We start from the raw sequence: 24,861 nt of genomic DNA on the forward strand, positions 1-24,861 counted from the left end.
ATGACCCCGATCACCCTGACGCTCATCAAGATCGCATTCCTCGCGGTCCTATGGCTCTTCGTCATCGCCGCGGTGGGCGTGATCCGCGCCGACCTGTTCGGTTCGCGGGCCGCCGAGCGCGCGGCCTCACGGCCCCCGCGCCAGCCCCGGCAGCGTGCGAACGCCCGTTCCCCCCGGACGTCGGAGACCTCTCCCGCGACGCCCCGTGGCGAACGGCAGGCCCCCCACCAGCAGCAGGCCCCCGTCCAGCAGCAGGCCTCGGCCGCGCCGACCACCCTCCTGGTCGTCGAGGGCCCCCTCCAAGGAACCACCATCGACCTCGCGACGTCGGGGCCGATCACGATCGGCCGGGCACCCGACTCGACTCTGGTGGTGACCGATGACTACGCGTCGAGCCGGCACGCCCGCATCCACAACCAGCAAGGTGTGTGGGTCGTGGAGGACCTGAACTCGACCAACGGCACTTTCCTGGGCCGGGCCAAGGTGACCCAGCCCACCCAACTCCCTGTCGGCGTCCCGGTGCGTATCGGCAAGACCGTAATCGAGCTGCGCAAATGAGCACACAACCACGTATCGGCATCCGTTATGCCGCCCGCTCCGATGTCGGCATGCTCCGTGAGGGCAACGAGGATTCGGCGGTCGCGGGGGCGCGGCTGCTGGCCGTCGCCGATGGCATGGGGGGCCATGTCGGAGGCGAGATCGCGAGCGCCGAGGCGATCGAGACGCTGCGCAAGCTCGACACCGACGTGCCCGCCGACCAGCTCCTGGTCGCGCTGGAGCACTCGGTGCGCGCCGCCAACGAGGCGCTGCGCCACCGGGTCGAGGGCGATCCGTCGCTCCAGGGCATGGGCACCACCCTGACGGCCATGCTGTGGTCGGGCAGCCAGGTCGCGCTCGTCCACATCGGCGACTCGCGCGCCTACCTGCTGCGCAACGGCGAGCTCTTCCAGATCACGCACGACCACACGCTGGTGCAGTCGCTGGTCGACGAGGGCCGGATCAGCCTCGACGACGCCGCGACCCACCCGCAGCGTTCCCTGCTGCTGCGCGCCCTCGACGGCCGCAGCGAGGTCGAACCGGACCTGTCGCTGCGCGAGGCCCAGGTCGGCGACCGTTACCTGCTCTGCTCGGACGGCCTGTCGGGCGTGGTCAGCGCCGAGACGATCCACCAGGTCCTCACCGCCCAGCCGGATCCCGAGCAGGCCATCCGCCAGCTCATCGACCTGGCCAACCGCGGCGGCGGCCCCGACAACATCACCTGTGTCGTGGCCGACGTGATCAACCTGGACGAGACCCCGCCCGCCGAGGGCCGTCAGGTCCTGGCCGGCGCCGCCGCGAGCAAGGCCCAGGAGGCGGCCGCGGCCGGCGCTCCCGGCCCGCTCCAGGCCGACTCCCCGGCGCTGCGGGCCCGCGACCACATCCGCGACACCCTGCCGCAGCCCCCCCTCCAGCTCGGCAACTCCGACTACGTGCCGCCGCCCGCGCCCGCCCCCTACCCGGGCGACCAGGGCCCCTACCAGCAGGAGTTCGCGGACTACGGCGAGCCCCAGCAGTTCCAGGGAGCGCCGCCCGTCGCCCCGCCTCCCGGTCACGGCACCGGCCCTCAGCAGCTTCCGCCCCGTCCGGGCGGCGGCGGCAGGAGCCGCGGCACCAAGGGCCCGCTGCTGCTCGGCGCGGTCGGCGTGGTCGGCCTGCTGGTGATCGGCGCCGGCTACTTCGGCTACAAGAGCTTCAACAGCGGCTTCTACCTGGCGCAGGACGGCAAGGAGGTCGCCCTGTACGAGGGGACCACCCGGACCATCCCGCTGCTCGGCAGCCCCGCGGGCAAGGCCAAGGACCAGCCGAAGATCGCCATCGACGATCTGCCGAAGCCCCAGCAGGACCGGGTCAAGAAGAAGATCAAGTCGGACACGAAGAAGGGCATCGCCGCGGAGATCGACAAGCTCCGCAAGTCCGTCTGCGTCTTCACGATCCAGAACCGTGAGAACAACGCCGTGATCGTCAAGGGCGCCGGCCAGGAAGGCTGCACCGAGATCCCGGTGAGCAAGGCCGCCGACGACAAGCCGCTCCCCGGCGTCGACACCCGCGCGCTCCCCAACGAGGACCGGGACAAGCTGGGCGCCATGCCGTTCAGCACGCTGGAGACGGCGACCCGTGAGCTGGAGAGGCTCAAGTCCGTCGCCGACAACTGCCAGGACAACCCGGGCGTCAACGGTTGCCCGAAACCGCCCAAGAGTTAGGACCTTCATTGAGCGCGGTAGCCACGCCGACGGCCCCTCCACGCCGGGCGGCCTCCCTGGGGCTGCTCATCTTCGCGATCATCGTGACGATCGCGGCCTTCGCCCAGGTGGGCCTGGTCCGTGACGGCCACCTGCCCACGCAGATGTTCACCTACGGCCTGGCCATCGCGGCCCTCGCCGGTGTGGCGTTCTATGTGATCCAGCGGTTCGCCCCCTACGCGGACCCGGTCCTGTTCCCGATCGCGATGCTGCTCAACGGCCTCGGCCTGGCGATGATCTACCGCATCGACCAGACCACCGCCGACGACTTCCAGGCCGCCGTCGAGGCGTACAAGCAGAGCCATCCGGGCGAGACCTTCAAGCCGTTCGGCGCCGGCGCCGACGTGCTGGGCCAGCTCCTGTGGACGGTCCTGTCGATCGCGCTCTTCATCGCCGCCCTGATCTTCCTCAAGGAGGTCAAGGCCCTCCAGCGCTACCACTACACCCTCGGCGCGATCGGCCTGATCCTGCTGGTGGCCCCGCTGGGCTTCCCCGGCATCAACGGCTCCAAGATCTGGATCCAGCTCCCCGGCCTGTCGATCCAGCCCGCCGAGTTCTGCAAGTTCGCGTTCATCACCTTCTTCGCGGCCTATCTGGTGAAGAAGCGGGCCGCGCTCTCCCTGGTCAGCCGGAAGGTCGGCCCCCTGGAGCTGCCGCGCTCGCGCGACCTGTTCCCGATCCTGCTGTTCTGGATCCTCGCGTTGATGATCGTCGCGGTCGAGAACGACTTCGGCACCGCGCTGCTGTTCTTCGGCCTGTTCGTCGCCATGGTCTACATCGCGACCGGCAAGGCCACCTGGGTCGTCATCGGCCTGACGATGTTCATCGGCGGCGCGCTGCTGCTCTACATCGGCGCCCACGTCATCGGCGGGCCGCTCGAGCACGTCAACCAGCGCATCGAGATCTGGCTGAACCCCGAGCCCTACTTCGGCGGCGGCTGCAAGCTCCCCAGCGGCGAGATCAAGAACATGGCGGGCGTCGGGTTCGCCCAGCGCGAGTGCTTCAAGATGGGCGGCGACTTCTCCACCAGCGACCAGCTCCTCAAGGGCATGTTCGCGATGGGGCAGGGCGGCGTCCTCGGCACCGGGCTCGGCCAGGGCCAGCCCTACCTGAACGACCTCGCGTTCTCCGACGAGATCTTCACCTCGTTCGGCGAGGAGATCGGCCTCACCGGCCTCATGGCCCTGCTCCTGATGTACGCGCTCCTGGTCGAGCGGGGCATGAAGATCGCGGTCGGCACCAAGGACGAGTTCAGCAAGCTCTTCGCGGGCGGCATCTCCTTCGTCTTCGCCCTCCAGATCTTCGCCATCGTCGGCGGCGTCACCAAGCTCATCCCGTTCACGGGACTCACCACCCCCTTCCTTACACAGGGCGGCTCCTCGCTGCTGGCCAACTGGATCCTCATCGCGATCCTGATCCGGCTCAGCCACGAGGCGCGCAAGCCCGCCCCCGTCGCCATCCAGGACGAGGGAATGACACAGATCGTGAATCTGGGGGGTCCGCGATGAGCAACGGCAACACCATGGACAAGCAGCTCCGGCGGGTCGCGATCGTCGGCCTCGGGCTGCTCGGGGTCCTGGCGATCAACATCAACTACATCCAGGGCTCGCAGGCCGAGAAGCTCCAGAAGAACGCCCTGAACACCCGCCAGTTCCAGGACATCTTCCTGCGCGACCGGGGCGACATCATCTCCGCCGACGGCGTCGTCCTGGCCTTCTCCGACCCGCTGAGCAAGAGCAACAAGCCCAAGTACCAGCGCAAGTACGTCCAGGACGGGGAGGCGTTCGTCCCGGTCACCGGCTTCTTCGCCGGGACGCTCCAGAAGAGCGGCCTCGAGGTCGCCTACGACTCCTACCTCGACGGCAAGGACAAGAGCCAGAACGTCGGCAAGTGGCTCGACCAGCTGTCCGGCAAGAAGCCGAGCGGCAGCAACGTCATCACCACGATCGACGCCAAGGCCCAGCGCGTCGCCTACCAGGCGATCCAGAAGACCGTGCGCCGCTCCTCCGCGATCGTGATCGACATCAAGACCGGCGCGATCAAGGTGGCGGCGAGCTTCCCGTCGTTCGACCCGAACACCGTCGCCAACGTCAACAAGGCCGAGGACGACCAGAAGGTCCTCACCAAGCTGAACGCCGACAAGCAGGGCACCCCGCTGATCAACAAGGCGTTCGGCGAGGTCTTCCCGCCCGGGTCGTCGTTCAAGGCGGTCGTCGCGGCGTCGTTCCTGCAGAACGGCAACAACAAGAACAGCACGGTCCCCTCGCCGGAGACCCAGGTGCCGCCCGGCGCCAGCCAGCCGGTCAAGAACGACTGCTCCGGCAACCCGACCGTGCTGCTCGAGGCCTTCGCCCAGTCCTGCAACAACCCGTTCGGCCTGATGGGCACGACCTCGCTGCTCGGCAACGAGAAGGTCGGCGAGACCGCGCGGGACTTCGGCTTCTACGAGAAGATCCCGATCGAGGAGGACCTGTCGGCCCCGGCCAGCCAGTACCCCGTCGACCAGGACACCGCGCTGGAGTACTTCGCCTCCTTCGGGCAGGGCGAGACCAAGACCACCACGCTGCAGATGGCCATGGTCGCCTCCGCGATCGCCAACGGCGGCAACCTGATGAAGCCCTACCTGGTCGAGAGCGTCAAGAACCAGAAGGGCGACGAGATCTACAGCGTCGACAAGAAGACGATGAGCAAGCCGCTCTCCAGCGACAGCGCCAGCGACCTCCAGGACATGATGCGCGCGGTCGTCGACCACGGCACGGCCCGGGACAGCGTCGGCGGCCAGAACATCGCCGGCAAGACCGGAACGGCCGAGCTCACCGAGACCCTGCGCGGCCTCTGGTTCGTCGGGTTCGCCCCGTCCAACAACCCCAAGTACGCCTTCGCCGTCCAGATCGAGGGCCGCCAGGGCCAGTTCGGTGCCAGCACCGCCGGTCCGATCGCCGCCCAGATCACCCAAGCCCTCCTGAACAAGTGACGGAGTTCTCCGCCGGCCCGCGCAGCGGCGCGACCATGGACAGGCAGCTGCGCCTGGTCGCGGTCGTCGGTCTCGGGCTGCTCGGAGTCCTCGCGGTCAACATCAACTACATCCAGGGCTCGCAGGCCGAGAAGCTCCAGAACGACGCCCTGAACACCCGCAAGTCCGGGCAGATCCTCCTGTACGACCGGGGCGACATCCTCTCGGCCGACGGCGTCGTCCTGGCCTCCTCCGACCCGGTCGGAGGAGGCAACAAGCCGAAGTACCAGCGCAGGTACGCCAAGGACGGCGCCGCGTTCGTCCCGGTGACGGGCTTCTTCGCCGGGACGCTCCAGCGCAGCGGCCTCGAGATCGCCTACGACTCCTATCTCAACGGCACCGACAAGAGCCAGAGCGTCGGCAAGTGGCTCGACCAGTTCGCCGGCGAGAAGCCCACGGGCGCGAACCTCGTGACCACGGTCGACGCCCGGGCCCAGCGGATCGCCTACAAGCGGCTCCAGATCAGCCAGCGGCGCGCGGCGGCCGTCGTGATCGATGTGAGGTCCGGCGCGATCAAGGTCGCGGCGAGCTTCCCGTCCTTCGACCCGAACACCGTCGCCGACATCGCCAAGTCACCCGCCGACCAGGAGACGCTCAACAAGCTCGACGCCCAGAAGTCCAAGGCGCCGCTGCTCAACAAGGCCTTCGGCGAGATCTTCCCGCCCGGATCGTCGTTCAAGACGGTCGTCGCGGCGGCGTTCCTGCAGAAGGGCAACACCAAGGACTCGCCGGTCCCCGCGCCCGCGACCCTGCCGGTGCCCGGCACGCGCAAGCCGATCAGCAACCACGGCAGCAACGGCATCTGCGCCTCGGCGGCCAGCCCGCTGATCGCGACGTTCGCGCAGTCGTGCAACACGACCTACGCCCAGCTCGGCGACGACGACGCGATCCTGGGGAACACGGCCGTCAAGGAGCAGTCGGAGCGGTTCGGCTTCTACAAGCCGATCCAGATCGAGCCCGACCTCGCCGCACCCGCCTCGCAGTACCCGCACAACGTGCAGGACCACGGCGAGATCCTGCGCGGCTCGTTCGGGCAGGGCGAGACCAAGGCGACGCCGCTGCAGATGGCGATGGTCGCGGCGGCCATCGGCAACGGCGGCACGATGATGAAGCCCTACCTGGTCGAGAAGGTCAGGACCCGCAAGGGCGACGTCATCCAGGAGGCCGACCGCAAGTCCCTGGGCAGGCCGATCAGCGGGGACACCGCCGACGAGCTCCAGGAGATGATGCGGGAGGTCGTCAGGACCGGCACGGCGACCAACCTCCAGGGCCACGACATCGCGGGGAAGACCGGCACCACCGAGCTCACGGCCACCTTCGGCGGTGCCTGGTTCATCGGCTTCGCCCCGGCGAACGACCCCAAGTACGGCTTCGCGGTCTTCGTCGAGGGCAACACCAGCTCCTTCGGCGCCACCACGGCCGGCCCCATCGCCGCCGCGATCACGGACTCGCTGCTGAAGTGACCACCGTCCTCGGCCACCGCTACCGCCTGCACGCGCTGCTGGCGGCGGGCGGCATGGGCGAGGTCTGGCGGGCCACCGACGAGATGCTGGACCGCGAGGTCGCGATCAAGGTGCTGCGGCGTGAGCTGGTCGCCGATCCGGGGGCGCGCGAGCGGTTCCGCGACGAGGCGCGGATCGCGGCGATGCTCCTGCACCCCAACATCGCACGGGTCTACGACCTCGGCGAGGACGGCGACCTGGCCTACCTGGTGATGGAACTGGTCACCGGCGATCCGCTGGCCGAGATCCTGCGCCGCAACGGCACCCTGCGCCCCGAGGCCACACTCGATCTGGTCGGCCAGGCGGCACGGGCCCTGGAGCACGCGCACCGCGCCGGGATCGTGCACCGCGACGTGAAGCCGGGCAACCTCCTCATCACCGAGGACGGCACCCTCAAGGTCACCGACTTCGGCATCGCCCAGACGGCCACCAGCAGCCGCCTGACCGCCACCGGGACGATCATGGGCACCGTCCAGTACGTGTCACCCGAGCAGGCCGACGGACGGCCGGCCGGCACCGCGAGTGATCTCTACTCGCTGGGAATCGTCGCCTACGAGTGCCTGGCCGGAGCCGTCCCCTTCGACGCCGAGACGCCGGTCGCGGTGGCCGTCATGCATCTTCAGGAGCCCCCGGGACCGCTGCCCGAGGACGTCCCGGACGCCACCAGGGCCCTGGTCGAGCAGCTCCTGAGCAAGGACCCGCTGGAGCGTCCCGGATCTGCGGGGAACGTCGCGGAGCGGTGCGAGGACCTCCGGCAGGCGATGATCTCGCTGCGCGAGGCCACCGAGGAGCTCCCGGAGTCCCCCGTGCGGCCTTTGGACCCCGAACGGCACTCCAGGGCCCTCCTGACGTGCCTGACGGCGGGAGTGGCCGTGCTCGGCGTGCTGACCGGGGCGGCACTGGTGCACAAGCCCACGGACGCTACCCTCAGCGGTGATGACCGACGCACGACGACCGAGACACCGGTCACACCGGGGAGTGAACCCGTGAGCACGGGTAAACCCAGCGTGGTGCCGGTGAAACCGCGCCGCACGGCGCCCGTAACAATTCCTGCAACCCCGTCTCACCCGGCCCCGGATCCCGCTAGCACTACCCCACGGGCGCTAGGTTCGGATGACAAGGTTTGACTCAGATGAGGGATAGAGCGAAATGACACAGCCTCGGCTGCTGGGCGGCCGTTACGAGCTCGGCGGGGTCATCGGCCGCGGCGGCATGGCCGAGGTGTACCGTGCGCGCGACCTGCGTCTGGACCGGACCGTCGCGATCAAGACCCTGCGCGCCGACCTCGCCCGCGACCCCACGTTCCTGGCCAGGTTCCGGCGGGAGGCCCAGTCGGCGGCCTCGTTGAACCATCCGTCCGTCGTCGCGGTGTACGACACCGGCGAGGACGAGATGGACGGCCAGCCGATCCCGTACATCGTCATGGAGTACATCGAGGGCCACACGCTGCGCGAGCTGATCCGTCCCGAGGGCGGCCAGGAGCGGCGGCTGCGTCCCGAGCGCGCCCTGGAGATCACCGACGGCATCCTGCGCGCCCTCGACTACTCCCACCGCGGCGGGATCATCCACCGCGACATCAAGCCCGCGAACGTCATGCTGACCCGCGGCCACGAGGTCAAGGTCATGGACTTCGGCATCGCCCGCGCGATGTCGGACTCGGCCGCCACGATGACGGCGACCGCCCAGGTGATCGGCACGGCCCAGTACCTGTCGCCCGAGCAGGCCCGCGGTGAGCGCGTCGACGCCCGCAGCGACCTGTACTCCACCGGCTGCGTCCTGTACGAACTGCTGACCGGCAGGCCGCCGTTCCAGGGCGACTCCCCGGTGGCGATCGCCTACCAGCACGTCCGGGAGGAGCCGATCCCGCCGTCCCAGCTCGACCCGGAGATCCCGCAGTGGGCCGACCGGATCGTCCTGAAGGCGATGGCGAAGGACCCGGCCCACCGCTACCAGTCGGCGTCGGAGTTCCGCGCCGACATCCAGCGCGCCATGCAGGGCATGCAGGTCGCCTCCCAGTCCACCTCGACCATGATCGCTCCGCCGGTGGCGGGCACCCAGGTCATGGGGCAGGTGCCGGGGCCGACCCGGGTCCAGCAGAACGTCGGGCCGGCCACCTACGCCGCCCAGGGCGGCTACGACGACCTGCCTCCGGTCCGCTACGACGACCAGCCGCAGTACGGTCCGCCCGGCGGAGCCACGGGCACCGCCCGGCGCGGCGACTACGACGAGCCCGGCAAGAAGGCCCAGAAGGCCGGCCTGTGGGTGCTCGCGGGCGTCGTCGTCGTGGCCCTCTTCGCCACGCTCGCCTACGTGCTGAGCAGCGGCGGGGACAACGGCGGCGACAAGGGCGACACCTTCGCGCTCAAGAGCTACAAGAACAAGGACAGCGTCCAGGTCCAGAACGAGCTCGACGGCCTCGGCCTGAAGGTCACCGAGAAGAAGAAGAACGACCCGGAGGTCGAGGCGGACAACGTCATCGGCACCGATCCGGCCGCCGGCACGCAGGTCAAGGCCGGTGACTCGATCATCGTCTTCACCTCGATCGGCCCGGCGAAGAAGAACGTCACCATCCCCACCGGCCTGGTCGGCCAGAAGTGGGAGAAGGTCCAGAAGCAGCTCCAGGACCTGAAGCTCAACCCGATCCCGCACGAGGTCGACGGCGGCAACCGTCCGGCGAACACCGTCATCTCGCTCAAGCCGAACTCGGGCTCCGTGCCCGAGGGCAGCGACGTCCAGGTCAACATCGCCAAGACGCCCGAGACCGCCACGGTCCCGCAGCTCCTCGGCCTGACCAAGGAGCAGGCGATCCCGCTCCTCAAGGAGGCGGGGATCACGAAGTACACCTTCATCCCGATGTCTCCCGAGGGCGACACCCAGCCGGGGACGATCTTCAAGGCCAATCCGGACTTCAACCAGCAGATCGCGAAGAACAAGACCCTGCTGATCTACATCGCGCGCGAGGAGACCACCCCGCCGCCGACCCAGCCGACGACCCCTCCCGTCACCGACAACCCGGACGACCCGGGCGACGGCGAGAACCCCGGCGGCCTCCCCCTCCCGTAGGGGACCCGCCGATCGGGAGCCCCCCGCCTCATCGAGGCGGGGGGCTCCCGTCGTTCCGGGACCGCCCGGAAAACCGGATGCGGTGCCCGCCGGGGTCACCTAACGTGCGGGACATGCGGGTCACCTTCACCAAAGGGCACGGGAACAGCTACGAGATCGCCGTGGAGCGCGAGACCGGGGCCGCGCTGGCGCCCCGGAACGGGCCCGGCGGGCATCCGTACCTGCCGCACGACCTGGTGCACTTCCTCGTCGAGGCGGAGGCCGGGATCGCCCTCGGCGTCTACGGGCGGCTCGCCGCGGGCGACGACGGCCTGTTCTGGGCGGCCGATCCCGCGGAACGGGCCAAGGCCGCCCGGCGGCGCAAGTCGAAGGGCGTGAAGTCCTCCGCGCGGGCCAAGGCCGACATGGAGCGCTCCGAGGAGCTGGCGGGGATCGCCCTGCCCGTGTGGGAGGCCCGCCACGGCCACGCGGCCGCGCTGCCGGCCCCTCTGGTGGCGCAGGGGATCCCGCCGGAGGTCGAGCGGATCGTGGCCCGGCTGGAGGAGCACGCGGGACGCTGGCACGCGCTGCCGGTCGGCGGCTCTCTCACGCTCGTCTGGTGATCCCGCCCGCCTGTTCCGGGCATGAAGAGAGGGCTTCCGCCACTCGGGGGCGATGGCGGAAGCCCTCACTCATGTCTTCGTCCGAAAGGGGAACGGCGTTACACGATCCTGGGATTCAGTTGAAGAATTCACAACCCGCGCAGCCAGGAGGCCAGGAGCGGGTGGCCGTGCTCGCTGAGGATCGACTCGGGGTGGAACTGGACGCCCTCGATCGGGGCGTCGCGGTGGCGGAGGGCCATGATGACGCCGTCGTCCGTCGTGGCGGTGATCTCGAGCTCGGCGGGGACCGTCGAGGGGTCGACGGCCAGCGAGTGGTAGCGGGTGGCCTTGAAGGGCGTGGGGAGCCCGTGGAAGATTCCTCCCCCCGAGTGGTGGATCTCGCTGGTGTAGCCGTGCACCACCTCGGGGGCGTGGACGACCTCGCCGCCGAGGGCGTGGGCGATGGCCTGGTGCCCGAGGCACACGCCGAGCAGCGGCCGGGAGGACGCCGCCGCCTCGTGGACGAGGTCGAGGCAGACGCCGGTGTCGGCGGGATGGCCGGGGCCCGGGCTGATGAGGACGCCCTGAGCCCGTGCGGCGTCGCTCAGGCGGGTGTCGGCCCGGTCGAGGACCGTGACGTCGGCGCCCAGCTCCCTGAGGTACTGGACGATCGTGTGGACGAAGCTGTCGTGGTTGTCCACGACCAGAACGCGCTCGGCGGAGTCCCGCCTAGCCCTCATTGATGGTGCCGTGGTCGAACTTGATGCGCGGCTCCAGCCACGGGAACGCGAAGTACCAGAGCGCCAGGGCGATCACCCCGATCAGGATGACCGTGATCGCGGCCTTGGCGGCGGGGGACTTAGCCGGGAGGTGGCGCCAGATCCACAGATACATGACTCAAGCCGCTTTCTTGCTCGGAGCGGTCACTCTGGGGACCTCGCTGACCAGCTCACCGAAGACGATATAGCGCTGGGCCGCCGAGTACTTCGGGTGGCAGGTCGTCAGCGTGATCATCTTCTTGGAGGGCAGCCGGCCCGGGTGGAACGGAACGGGGGCGATCACGTCGAGCTCGGTCGGCTGGACGATCTGATGCCCGGTGACCTTGTAGACGTACTGCTTGTCGCGGGTGTCGACGAGGATCTGGTCGCCCTGCCGCAGCTCGGCGGCCTTGTTGAACGGGGCGCCGTAGGTGGTGCGGTGCCCCGAGACCACGAAGTTGCCGAGCTGCCCCGGCAGCGCCGTCTTCGGGTAGTGGCCGGGACCCTTGCGCAGATCCGCCACCGTGACGCCCTCGACGACCACGAACTTGGTGTTCTTCCCGAACCGCGGAATCCGGATCATCGCGATGCCGTCACCGAGTTTGATCTTCTCGCTCGTGACCTTCGGGCCCTTCGCGGCCGGTTTCGCCCACTCCTCGTCCAGCTTCTTCGCCAGGCTGTTCTGCTGGGCATGGGTGTACTGGCCGGTTCCCCACAGCTCGTAAGCGACGAAGAACAGCAGGAGAAGCCCGAAGGTGATGCAGATCTCCCCGGTGCCCCTGATGAGGCCACGGATCATGGCGATTCCCTGATGACGGAGGGGCGGATGGACGAGTGGGGTCCATTATTCACGGACGTCGATCGGCTCCCATCGGCCCGGCTGTGGTCATGGGCTAATCGCGACTACACTTTGCCGGACTGCACGTTTGCGCGGTAGGCGCACGCGCGATACCGAGCGTCCCCGCTGAGGAGAATCCACCGTGGCCAAGTCCAAGACCCGCAAGAAGGCCGTCTACACCCCGCCGGTGCGGGCGGAGAAGGTCGCCGTCTCGCCGCGGTGGCTGGTGCCCGTCATGCTCGCCTGCTGGCTGCTCGGCCTGGGCTGGATCGCGACCTACTACGTGACGGCCAGCACCGGCGCCGACGTCCCCCTGATGACGGACCTCGGTAACTGGAACCTGGGGATCGGCTTCACCGCGATCATCATCGGCGTGGTGCTCTCCACCAAGTGGCGCTAGCCGCTACCCCGGTTTCACACAGCTCAATCCACGCATCTTTTCCACAGCCTGGGGACAAGTTCGGTACTTGTCCCCAGGCTGTGTGAAGTTATCCACAGGTTCGTCAGGACGTCAGGCTGGCGGTCTGCACGGCGATGACCGCCAGGACGACTACCAGGACCGCGACCGAAGCCCCCACCTGCACGGCGATCCGCCGCGCACGCGGCGCGTAGACATAGGCCAGGCCCAGCAGGAACCCGGTGACGAGCCCGCCGATGTGACCCTGCCAGCTGATGTTCGCGCCGAGGAAGGTTATCCCCAGGTTGAGGATGATCAGGAAGACCAGCGGCCCCATGCTCAGATTCAGCCTGCGGGCCAGCACGAAGAACGCGCCGAACAGGCCGTAGATCGCCCCCGACGCCCCCACCGTGAACGTGTCGGCGGCCAGTAGGTAGACCATCGCCGAGCCGCCCAGCCCGCTCAGGAAGTACAGCGCGCCGAACCTCACCCGGCCCAGCGCCGTCTCCAGGGGCTGGCCCAGCGAGTACAGCGCCCACATGTTGAACAGGATGTGCGGCGGGCCGTCGTGGACGAACATCGACGTGATGATCCGGTACCACTCGCCGTCGGCCACCGCCTGGCCGTTCAGGCCGAACTGGGCGATCTGCTTGGTGGAAGTGCCGTTCCTGAGCTGGCCCAGGAAGACCAGCAGATTGATGCCGATCAGCACATAGGTCACATACGGCCGGGCCACGGGAGCGCCGCCGAACTGGCCTTCGGCCTGGCGGACGCCCTTGTTGCCGTCCCGGACGCACTCCGGGCACTGGAAACCCACGGACGCCTCGACCATGCAGTCGGGGCAGATGTACCGGTCGCAGCGGACACACCGGACATGGGTCTCCCGGCCGGGATGCCGGTAACAGGTCGGCACCCCGGTCCGGTCGGGAGCCTGCGGAACCTCAGTCACGTCAGGTTCAACGACTAACGGCGCTCGATCGTCACCGTCTCGATGGCGACGTCCTGGAGCGGACGGTCGCCAGGGCCGGTCGCGACGTTGTTGATCGCGTCGACGACGTCGGTGCCCTCGATGACCTCACCGAAGATGGTGTGGCCGCCGTTGAGCCACGGGGTCTCCGTGGTGGTGATGAAGAACTGCGAGCCGTTGGTGCCACGGCCGCCGCGCTTGCCCGCGTTGGCCATGGCCAGCAGGTACTTGCGGTTGAACTGGTTCTGCGCGTGGATCTCGTCGTCGAAGTCGTAGCCCGGGCCGCCGATGCCCTTACCGAGCGGGTCCCCGCCCTGGATCATGAAGTTGTCGATGACCCGGTGGAAGATCGTCCCGTTGTAGAGCGGGGTGTTCGACACCTGGCCCGTGCCCGGGTGCTTCCACTCCTTGCTGCCCTCGGCCAGGCCGACGAAGTTGGCCACCGTGTTCGGCGCCAGGTCGGGGAACAGCCGGACCACGATCTTGCCGACGGTGGTGTTCAGGGTGGCGATCGTCTCCGCCATGTTTTTCCTCCTCGTGGGTACTCGAGGTTCATCCTCTCAGGTCCGGGGTATTCGCCAGTGCAGGGACCGCCATCATCGGGGGAGGAAAGCGTGCCCGTTCGAATTTTTGTTCGCAGAACGCCGGAACCGGAGATCTCCAAGTTGCGGGGGTTCGGCGCCAGCGCCATGTCCACCGCGCGTCACGGGGCTTCGTACGCGGCGAGGGGCACGGGGCGGGCCAGGCACATGGCCGCCGACGGCACCGTCGCCGCGCGCCGCATGGCCGCCGAGCGCACCATGGCCGCCCGTGGCTGGACCGGACCGCAGATGGAACGCGTCGCGTGCCTGTTCGACGACATGATCGCGCCGCGCATCAGCAACGCCATGCACGGAACCGCGGGCTGGATCGAGCCACCGCGCCCGGTCAGCCACCGCAGGCGCAACTTCGTCATGGGGTTCGTGGCGGCGTTCGCGGTGATCGGGGTCGCCGCAGTGGCCACCCAGTACCGCCGCGGCCAGCTCGCCGACATGCTCGAGCCGGAGGACGGCCTGGAGTACGAGCTCCGCTACCGCGAGGAGTCCGGGGAGGGCCGCGAGAGCGGCAACCTCTCCGGCACCTTCTCCTCCGCTTCGGGAGGCGCCTCGGGTGTCGGCCGCGGCGGCGGAACGGGCAGCAGCCGCGGCATCGGAAACGACTGACCGCGGTCAAAGCTCACGCAGGACAGGAACCGGTTGGGCTGCTCTTCGACTACCGACGAGTAGCCCATTCGGGGTTTACCGGTACCTTTCTCTCATGCTGAAGGACACCGCGCGCCGGCTCGCCGGGACCGCCGTGCACCGGGGCTACGCCCTCATCAGGCGCCTCGGCGAGATCAGCCCGGCCTCGCCGGGCGGCAAGCGCTTCCACCATCTCGGCGAGGGCGCCTGCATCGGCTTCCCGCAGGGTGCGATCTTCGGCGAGCCGTGGATCTCCATCGGGGCGCACACGCTGGTCGGGACCCATGTGTCGATCTCCGCGGGCTTCGTGCCGGATCTCGACCTCGGCCCGGACGTCATCGTCTCGATCGGCGAGAGCTGCTCGATCGGCCGGGGCAGCCACATCGTCGGCCATCAGTCGATCAGGATCGGCGACGACGTGTTCACCGGGCCGTACGTGTACATCACCGACCAGAACCACACCTATGCCGACCTCGACGCCCCGATCGGGCGTCAATGGCCGGAGAACGCGCCGGTCGAGATCGGTGACGGCTGCTGGCTCGGCACCCAGGCGATCATCCTTCCCGGCACCAAGCTGGGCCGGAACGTCGCCGTCGCGGGGGGAGCGGTGGTGCGTGGGGAGTTCCCGGACAACTGCGTCATCGCGGGCGTCCCGGCGAAGATCGTCCGACGGTACGACCCCGAGGAGGGGTGGCTGCCGCCGATGAAGACCCGGCCGCCGCTGATCTCCGCCGAGGAGCTCGCCCTGCTGTCCGTCGACGGGCTCGAGGGTCTCCAGCTCCTCCAGGACCGCATGATCGAGCAGAATCTCGAGGAGCAGGCGGGCTGATCAGCCCGGGCGGGGCGTCCGCCGGGCCTTGAGCCTCAGCGGGCCTCGTGGGCGTCGAAGTACTCCTTGCCAGGGACGGTCTCGCCGCCGAGCAGTTCCGTCACCGTGACCGGGGTGAGGCCCTTGTCCTCGCAGGCCTTCAGGATCCGCGGGACCGCGGCGACCGTCGTCGGGTAGATGTCGTGCATCAGCACGATCGACCCGCGGCGCAGGCCGCGGGTGGCCCGCCGGACGATCGAGGCGGTGTTCTGGCTCTGCCAGTCGAGGGTGTCGATGCTCCAGAGGATCTGGGCGAGGCCCTCCTTCTTGGTCTCGGCCCTGACCCGCTTGTCGGTGGCGCCGTAGGGCGGCCGGAAGACGGTCACGTCGACGCCGAGGAAGTCCTTGAGGGTCTGCCGGGTCCGGTCGATCTCGTCGTGGATCTTCTTCTTGGACATGGAGCGCCGGTTGAGCTGGAGATGGTGCTCGGTGTGCACGCCCAGCTCGTGGCCCTCCATGAACGCCCGCTCCACGTCGTGCTTGAAGTGCCTGGCCTGCGGTCCGACGACGAAGAACGTCGCGTGGACCTTGTGCTTCCTCAACGTGTCGAGCAGCCGGCCGGTGTCGAAGCCGGGGCCGTCGTCGAAGGTCAGCGCGACGCACTTGACCTCGGCGCAGTCGACCTGGGGGCGTTCGGGCCGCACCGGCGTGGTCGGCGTGGGCGTCGGCGCGGGGGAGGGAACCGGCGGATTCGGCTTCGCGACCATCTTCACGGTCGTGGGATGCCCTCCCACCCCGGATCCGGTCGCGAAGAAGGCCAGCGCGCCCAGCGCAGCCGCCCAGTAGCCGATCCCCCGACGCACGCGGTTTCCCCCGAATCACAGTGACTTTCGAGGATTCTAGACCCGCAAACAAGACAAAATGTGAAGACAGTAAGAAAGCCGGACACCTGAGGTGCCCGGCTTTCTTCTTCAGTACAGATCAGACGTTCGCCCTGCGCGCGCGGTAGGGACGGTCGCCGTTGTTGTGGCGCGGGGCGCCACCCTGCTGGCCGCCGCCCTGGCCCCGGTACGGACGCTCGCCGCCCCGGTTCTCGCGGTTGTCGAACGAGCCGCGGTTGTCGTGGCCGCGGTTGTCGTGGGAGCCGCCGCCCTGGCCGCGGTTGTCGTACGAGCCACCGGAGCCCCGGTTGTCGTAGGAACCGCCGCCGCTGTTGTAGCGCGGGGCGCCACCCTGCTGGCCGCCGCCCTGACCGCGGTACGGACGGCGCTCTCCGTCACGCTGCGGGCGACCCTGGCCGCCCTGACCGCCCTGACCGCCTTCGCGACGCTCGAACGGACGGCCCTCGGAGGAGCCTCCGCCCTCGTTGTCACGGCGGTAGGGCCGACGGGGTCCGCCGCGGCCGTTGCCGAAGCGTCCGCCACCGCCACCGCCGCCACCGCGACGGGCCGGGCGCTGCTCGCGCTCGGGGATGATCGGCTCGGGGATCGCGATGCCCGACGGCTGGCGCGCGCCGGTCAGCTCGACGAGCGCGGAGTCCATCGAGGTGACCTTGACGCGCTCGGCGTTGATGCCCGCGCGCTTCATCATCGAGGTCGTCGACCGGACCTGGTGGGAGAGGACCATCGTGATGACGGTGCCCTTCTCCCCGGCCCTGGCCGTGCGGCCGGCGCGGTGCATGTAGTCCTTGTGGTCCGCGGGCGGGTCCACGTGCAGAACGAGGCTGATGTCGTCGACGTGGATGCCGCGGGCGGCGACGTCCGTGGCGACGAGGACGCCGATCCGGCCCTCACGGAACTCCGCGAGGGTGCGGGTGCGGAGGTTCTGCGACTTGCCGCCGTGCAGGCCCGCGGCGCGGACGCCGACCTGGGTGAGCTGCTTGGCGATCCGGTCGACGCCGTGCTTGGTCCGGGCGAAGATGATCGTCCGGCCCTCACGGTTGGCGATCTCCGCCGTGATGAGGTTCTTCTCCTTCGGCGGCACCAGGATCAGGTGGTGCTCCATGGTGTCGACGGACTCGTCGATCTCGCCGATGGAGTGCTGGACCGGGTCCTGCATGTACTTGTTCACCAGCACGTCGACCTCGCGGTCGAGCGTCGCGGAGAACAGCATGCGCTGGCCGCCGGGGCGGACCTGGTCGATGATGTCGGTGACGTCGGGCAGGAAGCCCATGTCGGCCATGTGGTCGGCCTCGTCGAGGACGAGGATCTGGACCTCGGAGAGGTCCGCCGCGCCCTGGCGCATGAGGTCCTTGAGCCGGCCCGGGGTGGCGACGAGGATCTCGACGCCGCGACGCAGCGCGTCGATCTGCTTGGGCATGGACGTCTGGCCGATGACGGTCTTCATCCGCAGGCCGACGGCCCGGCCGAGCGGCTCGAGGTTCGTCTGGACCTGCTGGGCGAGCTCGCGGGTCGGGACCAGGATCAGGCCGAGGGGCTTCTTCGGCTTGGCCTGGCGGTGGGCGAGCAGGGTGAGCATCGGCAGGCCGAAGCCCAGCGTCTTGCCGGAACCCGTCTTGCCGCGGCCGAGGATGTCGCGACCGGCCAGGGCGTCCGGGATGGACGCGGCCTGGATCGGGAACGGGTGAGTGATGCCGCCGCGAGCCAGGGACTCGACGATGGCGGCGGGAAGCCCGAGCTCAGCGAACGAGGGGAGGTCGGAGTGGACCTCGTTGATCTCCTCGTTCTGGGCAGCATCGGACACGACGATGGAAACGTCTGACACGCAAAACCTTCCGAGAGGGGGGCACGTCTCGGGAGGCCCTGATCGTGGGTGCCATGACGACGGCACCTAAGGGTCGCTGCAAGGACGAGCCCGGCGGCCCTGCTAGGGGCGCGCCGCATGTGGGTTAACTCTGGGTCCAACGTTACGGAGGATGGGTCTTATTTCCGCAACAGCCTCCCAGCATACCCGGAGACGATCGAACACCCGACCGGCTTTTCCACGTCGGGGCCTCGGTGGCGGGCTCCGGACAGGCCTGCGGGCGGGGACTCTCCGCAGCGCAGCCGCTTGCGGGGCGTGAGGGGCCGATCGGGCTCTTCTTAGCAGAGTGATTCCGCCCACTCCCGCGCCGTGGGGCGGGTCACCCTCGCCCCACGGCGCACCGGCGCTACTTGGAGTGCTGGTGGATGATCTTCTCGACCTGCATGTTGAGCTTGGCCCCCTGCGGCCAGCCCGCGTAGTGGGTCAGGAAGATCACGATCTCGCGGAGCTCGTCGGGGGAGAGCTCCTTGTTGGTCAGGGCGGCCGGGATCTGGATGTCCAGGACGTCGTTGAGGCCGCTTCCGACGAGCAGGCCGATCAGCAGGAGGCGGCGGTCGCGCATCGACAGGCCGTCGCGGTTCCAGATCTCGGCGAACAGGTGGTCGACGGTGTAGCCGAAGAAGTCGCCGGGGCCGTCGCTGACGTCGAAGCCGTAGACCTCGGTCATCTTCTTCAGGCCGCGCTCGCGGATCTCACTCATCTGCCACTCCCAGGGATCGGGCGAAGTTCTCGATGGCCAGCCGGGCCAGCGGGACGTCGACGTCGAGTTCGTCGGCGAGGGCGATCGCCAGCGACAGGTCCTTGTCCCCCAGCGCCAGCGCGTGCTCGAAGGGCCCGCGCAGCGGATCGTCCGACGGGATCGGCGTCGCGGTCGACCTGATCATGATCGCGCCGGGACCGCCGGTGACCGCGTCGCTGTGGCGGACCACCCGGCCGAGCTTGCGGAGCGAGACGCCGCTCGCCTCGGCCAGCCGCGCCGCCTCCCCCGCCGCGGTGAAGGCGACGAAGTGCAGCAGGTTGCGGGCCAGCTTGGTGCGGGTCCCCGAACCGACCGGGCCCATGTGCAGGACCAGGCTGGCCCAGCGGCCGAACGGTCCCTCGCAGCGCTCGAACGCCGCCTGCGAGCCGCCGATCATGACGGCCAGGGTGCCCTCGGTGGCGCCCATGAACCCGCCGCTCACCGGGGCGTCGACGATCTCGATCCCCCGGACGGCGGCCTGTTCGGCGAGCTCCACCGCGGTGCTCGCCTGGATCGTGGAGTGGATCGCGATGACCGTGCCCGGCGCGACGAGGGGGAGCAGGACCCCGCAGACGTCCCTGACCTGGGCGTCGTCCCGGACCATCAGCGAGATCAGATCGGCCCCGGCCAGCTCCTCGAGCGACTGCGCGGGCTTCGCTCCGGCCTCGGCCAGGGACGCGGTCGCCTCGGGCACCACGTCGTAGACGATGACGCCGTCCGCGATGAGGCGCTTGGCCATCAGCGCGCCCATCTGGCCGAGCCCGACGAATCCTGTCGTCATGCGCGGAACACCTCTCCTCCGTCGACGTTGAAGATCTGTCCGGTGATCCAGCGGGCCTCGTCGGAGAGCAGGAACAGCAGCATGCCGACCAGGTCCTCCGGCTCCCCCATGCGCTTGATCGCCAGCTTGTCCCGGACGATCTTCTGCGCCATGTTGCCGGGCACGACGGTCCGGTTGGCCTCGGTGTCGATCGGGCCCGGCGCGATCGCGTTGACCCGGATGTTCAGCGAGCCGAGCTCGTGCGCGAGCTGCTGGGTGATGCCGTTGACGCCGACCTTGGCCAGCCCGTAGAAGCCGGAGTACTGCCAGGCCGCGGTCGACGACTGGTTGACGATCGCACCGCCCTCGGTCATGAAGGGCTGGACGTGGCGGGCGCACAGCAGCGCGCCGTCCATGTTCACCGCCATGAACTTCTTGTAGTAGTCCCACGGCACCGTGAACAGGAAGTCCAGCTCCATCGTGCCGAAGATGGCCGCGTTGTTGACCAGGTAGTCGATCCGGCCGGTGTGCTCGGCCGTCCGCTCGGCCATCTTCTGGACGGACGCGGGGTCGGAGACGTCGGTGTGGATGAAGATGCCCTCGATGTCGGCGGCGACCTTCTCCCCCTTGTCGCTGACGTCCGCGATGACGACGTGCGCTCCCTCGGCGGCGAGCGCCCTGGCGTAGGTCTCACCGATCCCCTGGGCCGCGCCGGTGACGATGGCCGTCTTGCCTTCGAATCTCATGCCAGCTCCGCGATCGACTTGGTTTCCAGGTATTCCTCGAAGCCCTGACGGCCGGACTCGCGTCCGATCCCGGACTGCTTGTAGCCGCCGAACGGCACGTCCGCGCCGTACCAGACGCCTCCGTTGACGCTCACCGTCCCGGTGCGCAGCCGCCGGGCGACGGCGTGGGCGCGTTCGGGGGAGCCGTGGACCGCACCGGACAGCCCGTAGGGGGAGTCGTTGGCGATCCGCACCGCGTCGTCGTCGCCGTCGTGGGGGAGGATCACCAGCACGGGGCCGAAGATCTCCTCGCGGGCGGCGCGGGAGGCGTTGGTGAGGCCGGTGATGAGGGTCGGCTCGATCCAGAAGCCCCGGTCGCGGTCGGCGCGGCGGCCTCCGGTGGCGAAGGAGCCGCCGTCCCGCTCGGCGATGGCGAAGTAGGACTCGACGCGGTCGCGCTGGCGGGCGGAGATGACGGGGCCGCAGATCGTCCCGGGGTCGTCCGGGTCGCCGGCGCCGAGGCTCTCCATCGTCTTGGCGGTGATGGCGACGGCCTCGTCGTACCGGTCGCGGGGGACCAGCAGCCGGGTCGTGATCGCGCAGCCCTGGCCGGCGTGGGGGAGCACCGAGAAGGCCGCGTAGGAGCAGGCGGCCTTCAGGTCGGCGTCGTCAAGGACCAGGAACGCCGACTTGCCGCCGAGCTCGAGGAAGACGCGCTTGAGGCCGGCGGCCGCGTCCGTCATGACCTGGCGGCCGGTGGCGGTCGAGCCGGTGAAGGAGATCAGGTCGACCCGCTCGTCCCGGACGAGCTGGGCACCCAGCCCGTGGTCGGAGCCGGTGATGATGTTGACGACGCCCGGCGGCAGATCGGTCTCCTCCTTGAGGAGCTGACCGAGCGCCGCCGCGACCCACGGGGTGTCGGGGGCGGGCTTGAGGACGACCGTGTTCCCCGCCGCCAGCGCGGGCGCCAGCTTCGCGACGGTGATCTGGGTCGGGAAGTTCCACGGGGTGATCGCCGCGACGACCCCGGTGGCCTCACGGCGGACCTTCCGCAGCGAGGCCATGCCCATGGGCTCGGCCCGGCCGAGATCGGTCTCCCAGTCGTAGGACTCGGCGAGCCCCGCGTACCAGAGCAGATCCTCGACGGGCGCGTCGAGCTGCGCCCCGTGGGTCAGGAAGCGCGGGGCGCCGACCTCGGCGATCGTGAGATCGCGGAAGCGTTCGCTGTGGCGGGTGAGGGCCTCGTTGAGCTGGCGGAGCACCCGCACCCGCAGCCCGAGATCGGTCGACCAGCCGGTTTCGTCGAACGCCCGCCTGGCCGCCGCGATCGCCGCGTCCATCTGGGCGGGGGTCGCGTCGGTGGCGAGGCCGACGACCTCTTCGGTGGCCGGATTGAGGGTTTCGAAGGACGCGTCGCCGACGGTCAGCTCGCCGTCGATGAGGAGGGGGGACGTCCCGGTGAACCAAGCGCTTGTACTGGACACCTGTCCAGACTACCGTTCAGGTCGGGGCAAAAAGCAAGGGCCGACCCGTTTTCCGGATCGGCCCCGCGCACCGTCTCTAGAAAAGGCCGAGCCTGCGGCGCGTGAAGAACAGGAAGACCGCGCCGGCCGAGAAGAACATCGTGCCGATGGAGGCGAACAGCAGGAGCGGGCCGCCTCCGGTCAGGGCCAGGTTGCCCGAGCCGGGGTCGCAGACCGGGGTGTCCCCCGCGTTGCCGACCATGAAGATCAGGGAGTCGGTGTCGGAGACCGCGGTCCCGTTCTCCAGGGTGCTCTTCTGGGTGAACTTGACCCGGTAGACGCCCTCCTTGGTGAACGCCCAGGTGCCATGGGCGTGCGTCCCGGCGGGGAGCGTGGTCGAACCCCTGCCGTTGAACACGACGGCCGGGGTCGTCGAGGTGCCTGTTCCGGTCGTGAACACGACGAGCTTGCCGGGTCCGGTCACCTTGTCGACCGTCCAGGTGACGGGCTTGGTGATCCCCTCGGTCGACCATCCGAGGAACGGGGTCCCGGTCGACTGGGTCTGCGGGAGCTGCCAGACGGTCGTCCCGGCCGAGCCGAGGAAGCTCTGGCCCGACGGGATCGAGATCGTCGGGGTCACCCTGACCGCCACCGACCCCGGCTCCTTCAGGTTGCCCGCGGCGTCCTTGATCTTCGAGTGGAGCGCGGTTCCCTCGATCTTCGCCGCGTAGTCGTAGTGACCGTCACTGATCACCGTGCACGTCACCGGGGAGGACGTGGTGGTCGGGCTGGTCGTCGTCGGCGTGGGCGTCGGGCTGGTGGTCCCGCCCGCCTTCACCGCGTAGCTCAGGGCGGTGGAGGTCGAGGCCGTGTAGTCGTCGGTGTACTTCGGCGAGTACTTCGCGGTCAGCGACTTGGTGCCCGCCGTCAGGGCCTTGGTCTTGAAGGTCGCGATGCCGTTCACCAGCTCGGCGTTGCCCAGGGAGGCCGTGCCGTCGAAGAACTCCGCGTAGCCCGTCGCCGTGTTCGGGGTGACGGTCGCGACCAGGGTGACCTCGTCCCCCGCCTTCGGCTCCGTCGCCGTCGCGATCGGCGTCGCGGTCAGCGCGGTCGTCGTCGCCGGCGCACCGACCACGAACGTCACCTTGACGGGGTCGGCCTTCAGCTCGACCGGGGTCGTCGTCGCGTTCTTCAGCGTGGCGGAGACGTCGAAGGTCGCCTGGTAGACGCCCTCCTTCGTGAACGCCCAGTTGACGTCCTTGTGCTCGGCGGGCGCCGCCTTGTAGGTGGTGAACTTGGTCTGGTCCATACTCGGGTCGGAGCTGAGCAGCCTGTTGAGGGTCCCCCCGGTGCCGCTCGCGGGGATGTCGGTCACCGTGAAGATCTCGAGCCGTCCCGGGCCGGTGACGGCGGACATCTTGACCGTCACGTCGCCCTGGAGCTTGTCGGCCGTCAGGTCGGCGAACGACCAGCCGAGCAGGGGCGACAGCGTCGTCGCCGAAGCGTTGCTCGGCGCGATCCAGATCTTCGTGTTCGCCGCGCCGAGGAAGTCCCACCCGGTCGTCGCCTCGGCCTGGGTGAGGGTGTGATCCTGCCCCACCTTGAAGATGAGGCCGGCCGGGTCGGCGTCCACCGGTGGCGTCCCGTGGCTCGTCTTCACCGCGAGCTTGGTATCCGCCCCGGTACCCGTGAGCCGACCGGCCAGCACGTCGGCATGGCCGGTCTTGATCACATTGGTGCGCGCAACGGGCGCGGGCGGGGCGTCGGCCAGGGCGGGCGCGGACCAGAGTCCGAGCGCGCCCACGGCGAGGCCAGCCAGCAGTCGCTTCATTGAGGAGTCTCCCCCGGTTTTCGCCATGGAAGGTTCACGGCGACCCCAACCGATCCCAGGAGATCACATCATGCCGCGACGGAACCTGTCACAACAGTCCCAGTATCAATCCGGATAGGGACAAATCCACAACAATGCCACCAGATGGCGCGCGTTCAGTAGCTGGACGGAGTCCGGTAGTAGCTCTCGGGCGCGACGGGCACATCCGCGAGGACGACCGTTCCCGCCATTTTGTCGTGCAGTGTCTGCTGGTAGGGCTTGTCCCAGAACTGCCAGAGCACGTTGAGAAGGCCGATTCCGGACCCGAGCAGCGGGATCAGCCCGATGACCATGAATCCGAACGGATACAGCAGTCCGCGGCCGAACGCCCGTCCGGTGGTCAGCGGCGCCATCGGGTTCGCGACGTCCGCGATCCGCAGCCTCATCAGCCGCTTCCCGACGGTTCTGCCGAACGCCACGAGCTGAAGCGGCTCCACCAGCACGATGGCCGCGAACACCCCGAGCCCCAGCACGACCCCCGCGAGCGTGCTCAACGGCCGCGCCTCACTGGGATCCGCCACCACCATCACCGGCACGACGACCAGCAGAACGACCCCGATGATGACAAGATCATCGATCATCCGCGCCCCGAGCCGCCGCCCCCGATGCGCCAGAACGGCCCCACCGGCGAACCCGCCGCCCCCGTACCCGCCCTGTGGATATCCACCGTGCGGATAGGCGTTCTGCGGATATCCACCCTGTGGGTATCCCGCCTGTGGATGACCCGCCTGTGGATGACCGGCGGGTGGATAGGCCCCTTGCCCGTACCCGGCCTGTCCATACTCCGACCGCCCGTACCCAGGCTGTGGATATCCCCCCTGTGGATAGCCCCCGGGCGGACCGGCTCCCTCGCTCATCGAACGGCACCTGTCTTCATGCCGCGAGATCATCCATGCCGCCACGAATGAGCGCAAGCGGAGATTTCCGCCCGCATCACGCCCCCACGCCCAGGAGAACGAGAAAACGGCCCCTCAGGCCTCCGACCGCTCTCGCTGATCGGTGACCCGAGGAACCGTTCCCTCCACGGTGGAGCTGAGGAGAATCGAACTCCTGACCTCTTGTATGCAAAACAAGTGCTCTACCAATTGAGCTACAGCCCCGCGTGAGAGACCAGG

The 24,861-nt window shown here is 69.1% G+C and carries 24 protein-coding genes and 1 tRNA gene; 11 read left to right on the top strand and 14 right to left on the bottom strand.

Features of this window, described 5'->3' with window-relative positions; all coding sequences use genetic code 11:
• The 8 genes from ABD785_RS16240 (at position 1) to ABD785_RS16275 (ending at position 10,459) form a co-directional block, all read left to right on the top strand.
• Positions 1-558, top strand: coding sequence for an FHA domain-containing protein FhaB/FipA (locus ABD785_RS16240; RefSeq protein WP_344828841.1), 558 nt, complete (start codon positions 1-3; stop codon positions 556-558).
• Complete coding sequence (locus tag ABD785_RS16245) at positions 555-2,240, top strand: PP2C family protein-serine/threonine phosphatase (RefSeq protein ID WP_344828843.1); 1,686 nt, start codon at positions 555-557, stop codon at positions 2,238-2,240. Before ABD785_RS16240 ends, ABD785_RS16245 begins: the two co-directional genes overlap by 4 nt.
• An 8-nt stretch (positions 2,241-2,248) precedes the next feature.
• A complete protein-coding gene (locus ABD785_RS16250; protein ID WP_344828845.1) occupies positions 2,249-3,787 on the top strand; it encodes an FtsW/RodA/SpoVE family cell cycle protein in 1,539 nt (512 codons plus the stop codon).
• Positions 3,784-5,253 (top strand): peptidoglycan D,D-transpeptidase FtsI family protein, encoded by a 1,470-nt coding sequence (locus tag ABD785_RS16255; RefSeq protein ID WP_344828847.1) that lies wholly within the window; start codon positions 3,784-3,786, stop codon positions 5,251-5,253. The genes ABD785_RS16250 and ABD785_RS16255 overlap by 4 nt, the downstream gene beginning before the upstream one ends.
• On the top strand, positions 5,250-6,755 hold the full coding sequence (locus tag ABD785_RS16260) for a peptidoglycan D,D-transpeptidase FtsI family protein (RefSeq protein ID WP_344828849.1): 1,506 nt from the start codon (positions 5,250-5,252) through the stop codon (positions 6,753-6,755). The genes ABD785_RS16255 and ABD785_RS16260 overlap by 4 nt, the downstream gene beginning before the upstream one ends.
• Positions 6,752-7,921, top strand: coding sequence for a serine/threonine-protein kinase (locus tag ABD785_RS16265; RefSeq protein WP_344828851.1), 1,170 nt, complete (start codon positions 6,752-6,754; stop codon positions 7,919-7,921). Before ABD785_RS16260 ends, ABD785_RS16265 begins: the two co-directional genes overlap by 4 nt.
• Before the next feature lie 22 nt (positions 7,922-7,943).
• Complete coding sequence (gene pknB, locus ABD785_RS16270; RefSeq protein ID WP_344828853.1) at positions 7,944-9,857, top strand: Stk1 family PASTA domain-containing Ser/Thr kinase; 1,914 nt, start codon at positions 7,944-7,946, stop codon at positions 9,855-9,857.
• Between the two features lie 113 nt (positions 9,858-9,970).
• Positions 9,971-10,459 carry a hypothetical protein gene (locus ABD785_RS16275; protein ID WP_344828855.1) on the top strand — a complete coding sequence of 163 codons (489 nt, stop codon included), beginning with the start codon at positions 9,971-9,973 and terminating at the stop codon, positions 10,457-10,459.
• A gap of 128 nt (positions 10,460-10,587) precedes the next feature.
• Here the strand turns inward: ABD785_RS16275 and ABD785_RS16280 are convergent, their stop codons facing one another.
• Genes ABD785_RS16280 through ABD785_RS16290 form a run of 3 tightly spaced genes read right to left on the bottom strand, consistent with a single transcriptional unit; the run spans position 10,588 to position 11,995 of the window.
• On the bottom strand, positions 10,588-11,178 hold the full coding sequence (locus ABD785_RS16280; RefSeq protein ID WP_344828857.1) for an anthranilate synthase component II: 591 nt from the start codon (positions 11,176-11,178) through the stop codon (positions 10,588-10,590).
• Positions 11,168-11,332 carry a hypothetical protein gene (locus ABD785_RS16285; protein ID WP_344828859.1) on the bottom strand — a complete coding sequence of 55 codons (165 nt, stop codon included), beginning with the start codon at positions 11,330-11,332 and terminating at the stop codon, positions 11,168-11,170. The genes ABD785_RS16280 and ABD785_RS16285 overlap by 11 nt, the downstream gene beginning before the upstream one ends.
• 3 nt (positions 11,333-11,335) lie before the next feature.
• Positions 11,336-11,995, bottom strand: coding sequence for a class E sortase (locus ABD785_RS16290; protein WP_344828860.1), 660 nt, complete (start codon positions 11,993-11,995; stop codon positions 11,336-11,338).
• A gap of 181 nt (positions 11,996-12,176) precedes the next feature.
• Between ABD785_RS16290 and ABD785_RS16295 the strand changes: the two genes are divergently transcribed.
• A complete protein-coding gene (locus ABD785_RS16295) occupies positions 12,177-12,434 on the top strand; it encodes a cell division protein CrgA (protein WP_344828861.1) in 258 nt (85 codons plus the stop codon).
• Between the two features lie 103 nt (positions 12,435-12,537).
• Here ABD785_RS16295 and ABD785_RS16300 read toward each other — a convergent pair whose 3' ends face one another.
• Positions 12,538-13,380: a rhomboid family intramembrane serine protease gene (locus ABD785_RS16300; protein WP_344828863.1), complete on the bottom strand. Its 843-nt coding sequence runs from the start codon at positions 13,378-13,380 to the stop codon at positions 12,538-12,540.
• A 14-nt stretch (positions 13,381-13,394) separates the two neighbouring features.
• Entirely contained in the window at positions 13,395-13,922 is a 528-nt protein-coding gene (locus ABD785_RS16305; RefSeq protein ID WP_344828865.1) for a peptidylprolyl isomerase, read from the bottom strand.
• Positions 13,923-14,087: 165 nt separating this feature from the next.
• Between ABD785_RS16305 and ABD785_RS16310 the strand changes: the two genes are divergently transcribed.
• Together ABD785_RS16310 and ABD785_RS16315 are read left to right on the top strand one after the other, a co-directional pair.
• Complete coding sequence (locus ABD785_RS16310; protein WP_344828868.1) at positions 14,088-14,600, top strand: hypothetical protein; 513 nt, start codon at positions 14,088-14,090, stop codon at positions 14,598-14,600.
• Positions 14,601-14,694: 94 nt separating this feature from the next.
• Positions 14,695-15,447 carry an acyltransferase gene (locus ABD785_RS16315; RefSeq protein ID WP_344828870.1) on the top strand — a complete coding sequence of 251 codons (753 nt, stop codon included), beginning with the start codon at positions 14,695-14,697 and terminating at the stop codon, positions 15,445-15,447.
• 35 nt (positions 15,448-15,482) lie between these two features.
• Here ABD785_RS16315 and ABD785_RS16320 read toward each other — a convergent pair whose 3' ends face one another.
• The 9 genes from ABD785_RS16320 to ABD785_RS16360 all read right to left on the bottom strand — a co-directional run bounded on the left by ABD785_RS16320 (position 15,483) and on the right by ABD785_RS16360 (position 24,846).
• The gene (locus tag ABD785_RS16320) at positions 15,483-16,289 is read right to left on the bottom strand and encodes a polysaccharide deacetylase family protein (protein ID WP_344828872.1); all 807 of its coding nucleotides are present in this window, start codon (positions 16,287-16,289) and stop codon (positions 15,483-15,485) included.
• A gap of 118 nt (positions 16,290-16,407) precedes the next feature.
• Positions 16,408-18,150, bottom strand: a complete 1,743-nt coding sequence (locus ABD785_RS16325; RefSeq protein WP_344828874.1) for a DEAD/DEAH box helicase — start codon at positions 18,148-18,150, stop codon at positions 16,408-16,410.
• A 385-nt stretch (positions 18,151-18,535) separates the two neighbouring features.
• A complete protein-coding gene (locus tag ABD785_RS16330) occupies positions 18,536-18,889 on the bottom strand; it encodes a carboxymuconolactone decarboxylase family protein (protein ID WP_344828876.1) in 354 nt (117 codons plus the stop codon).
• The gene (locus tag ABD785_RS16335) at positions 18,882-19,709 is read right to left on the bottom strand and encodes an NAD(P)-dependent oxidoreductase (RefSeq protein WP_344828878.1); all 828 of its coding nucleotides are present in this window, start codon (positions 19,707-19,709) and stop codon (positions 18,882-18,884) included. Before ABD785_RS16335 ends, ABD785_RS16330 begins: the two co-directional genes overlap by 8 nt.
• Positions 19,706-20,434, bottom strand: coding sequence for an SDR family oxidoreductase (locus ABD785_RS16340; RefSeq protein WP_344828880.1), 729 nt, complete (start codon positions 20,432-20,434; stop codon positions 19,706-19,708). Before ABD785_RS16340 ends, ABD785_RS16335 begins: the two co-directional genes overlap by 4 nt.
• Complete coding sequence (locus tag ABD785_RS16345) at positions 20,431-21,897, bottom strand: aldehyde dehydrogenase (RefSeq protein WP_344828882.1); 1,467 nt, start codon at positions 21,895-21,897, stop codon at positions 20,431-20,433. The genes ABD785_RS16340 and ABD785_RS16345 overlap by 4 nt, the downstream gene beginning before the upstream one ends.
• 76 nt (positions 21,898-21,973) lie before the next feature.
• A complete protein-coding gene (locus ABD785_RS16350; RefSeq protein ID WP_344828884.1) occupies positions 21,974-23,707 on the bottom strand; it encodes a choice-of-anchor M domain-containing protein in 1,734 nt (577 codons plus the stop codon).
• Positions 23,708-23,862: 155 nt separating this feature from the next.
• Positions 23,863-24,636 carry an RDD family protein gene (locus tag ABD785_RS16355; RefSeq protein WP_344829312.1) on the bottom strand — a complete coding sequence of 258 codons (774 nt, stop codon included), beginning with the start codon at positions 24,634-24,636 and terminating at the stop codon, positions 23,863-23,865.
• Positions 24,637-24,773: 137 nt separating this feature from the next.
• A tRNA-Ala gene (locus ABD785_RS16360) sits at positions 24,774-24,846 on the bottom strand.
• Positions 24,847-24,861 lie beyond the last annotated feature (15 nt).

It is taken from the genome of Actinocorallia longicatena (assembly GCF_039534125.1).
GTDB lineage: Bacteria > Actinomycetota > Actinomycetes > Streptosporangiales > Streptosporangiaceae > Actinocorallia > Actinocorallia longicatena.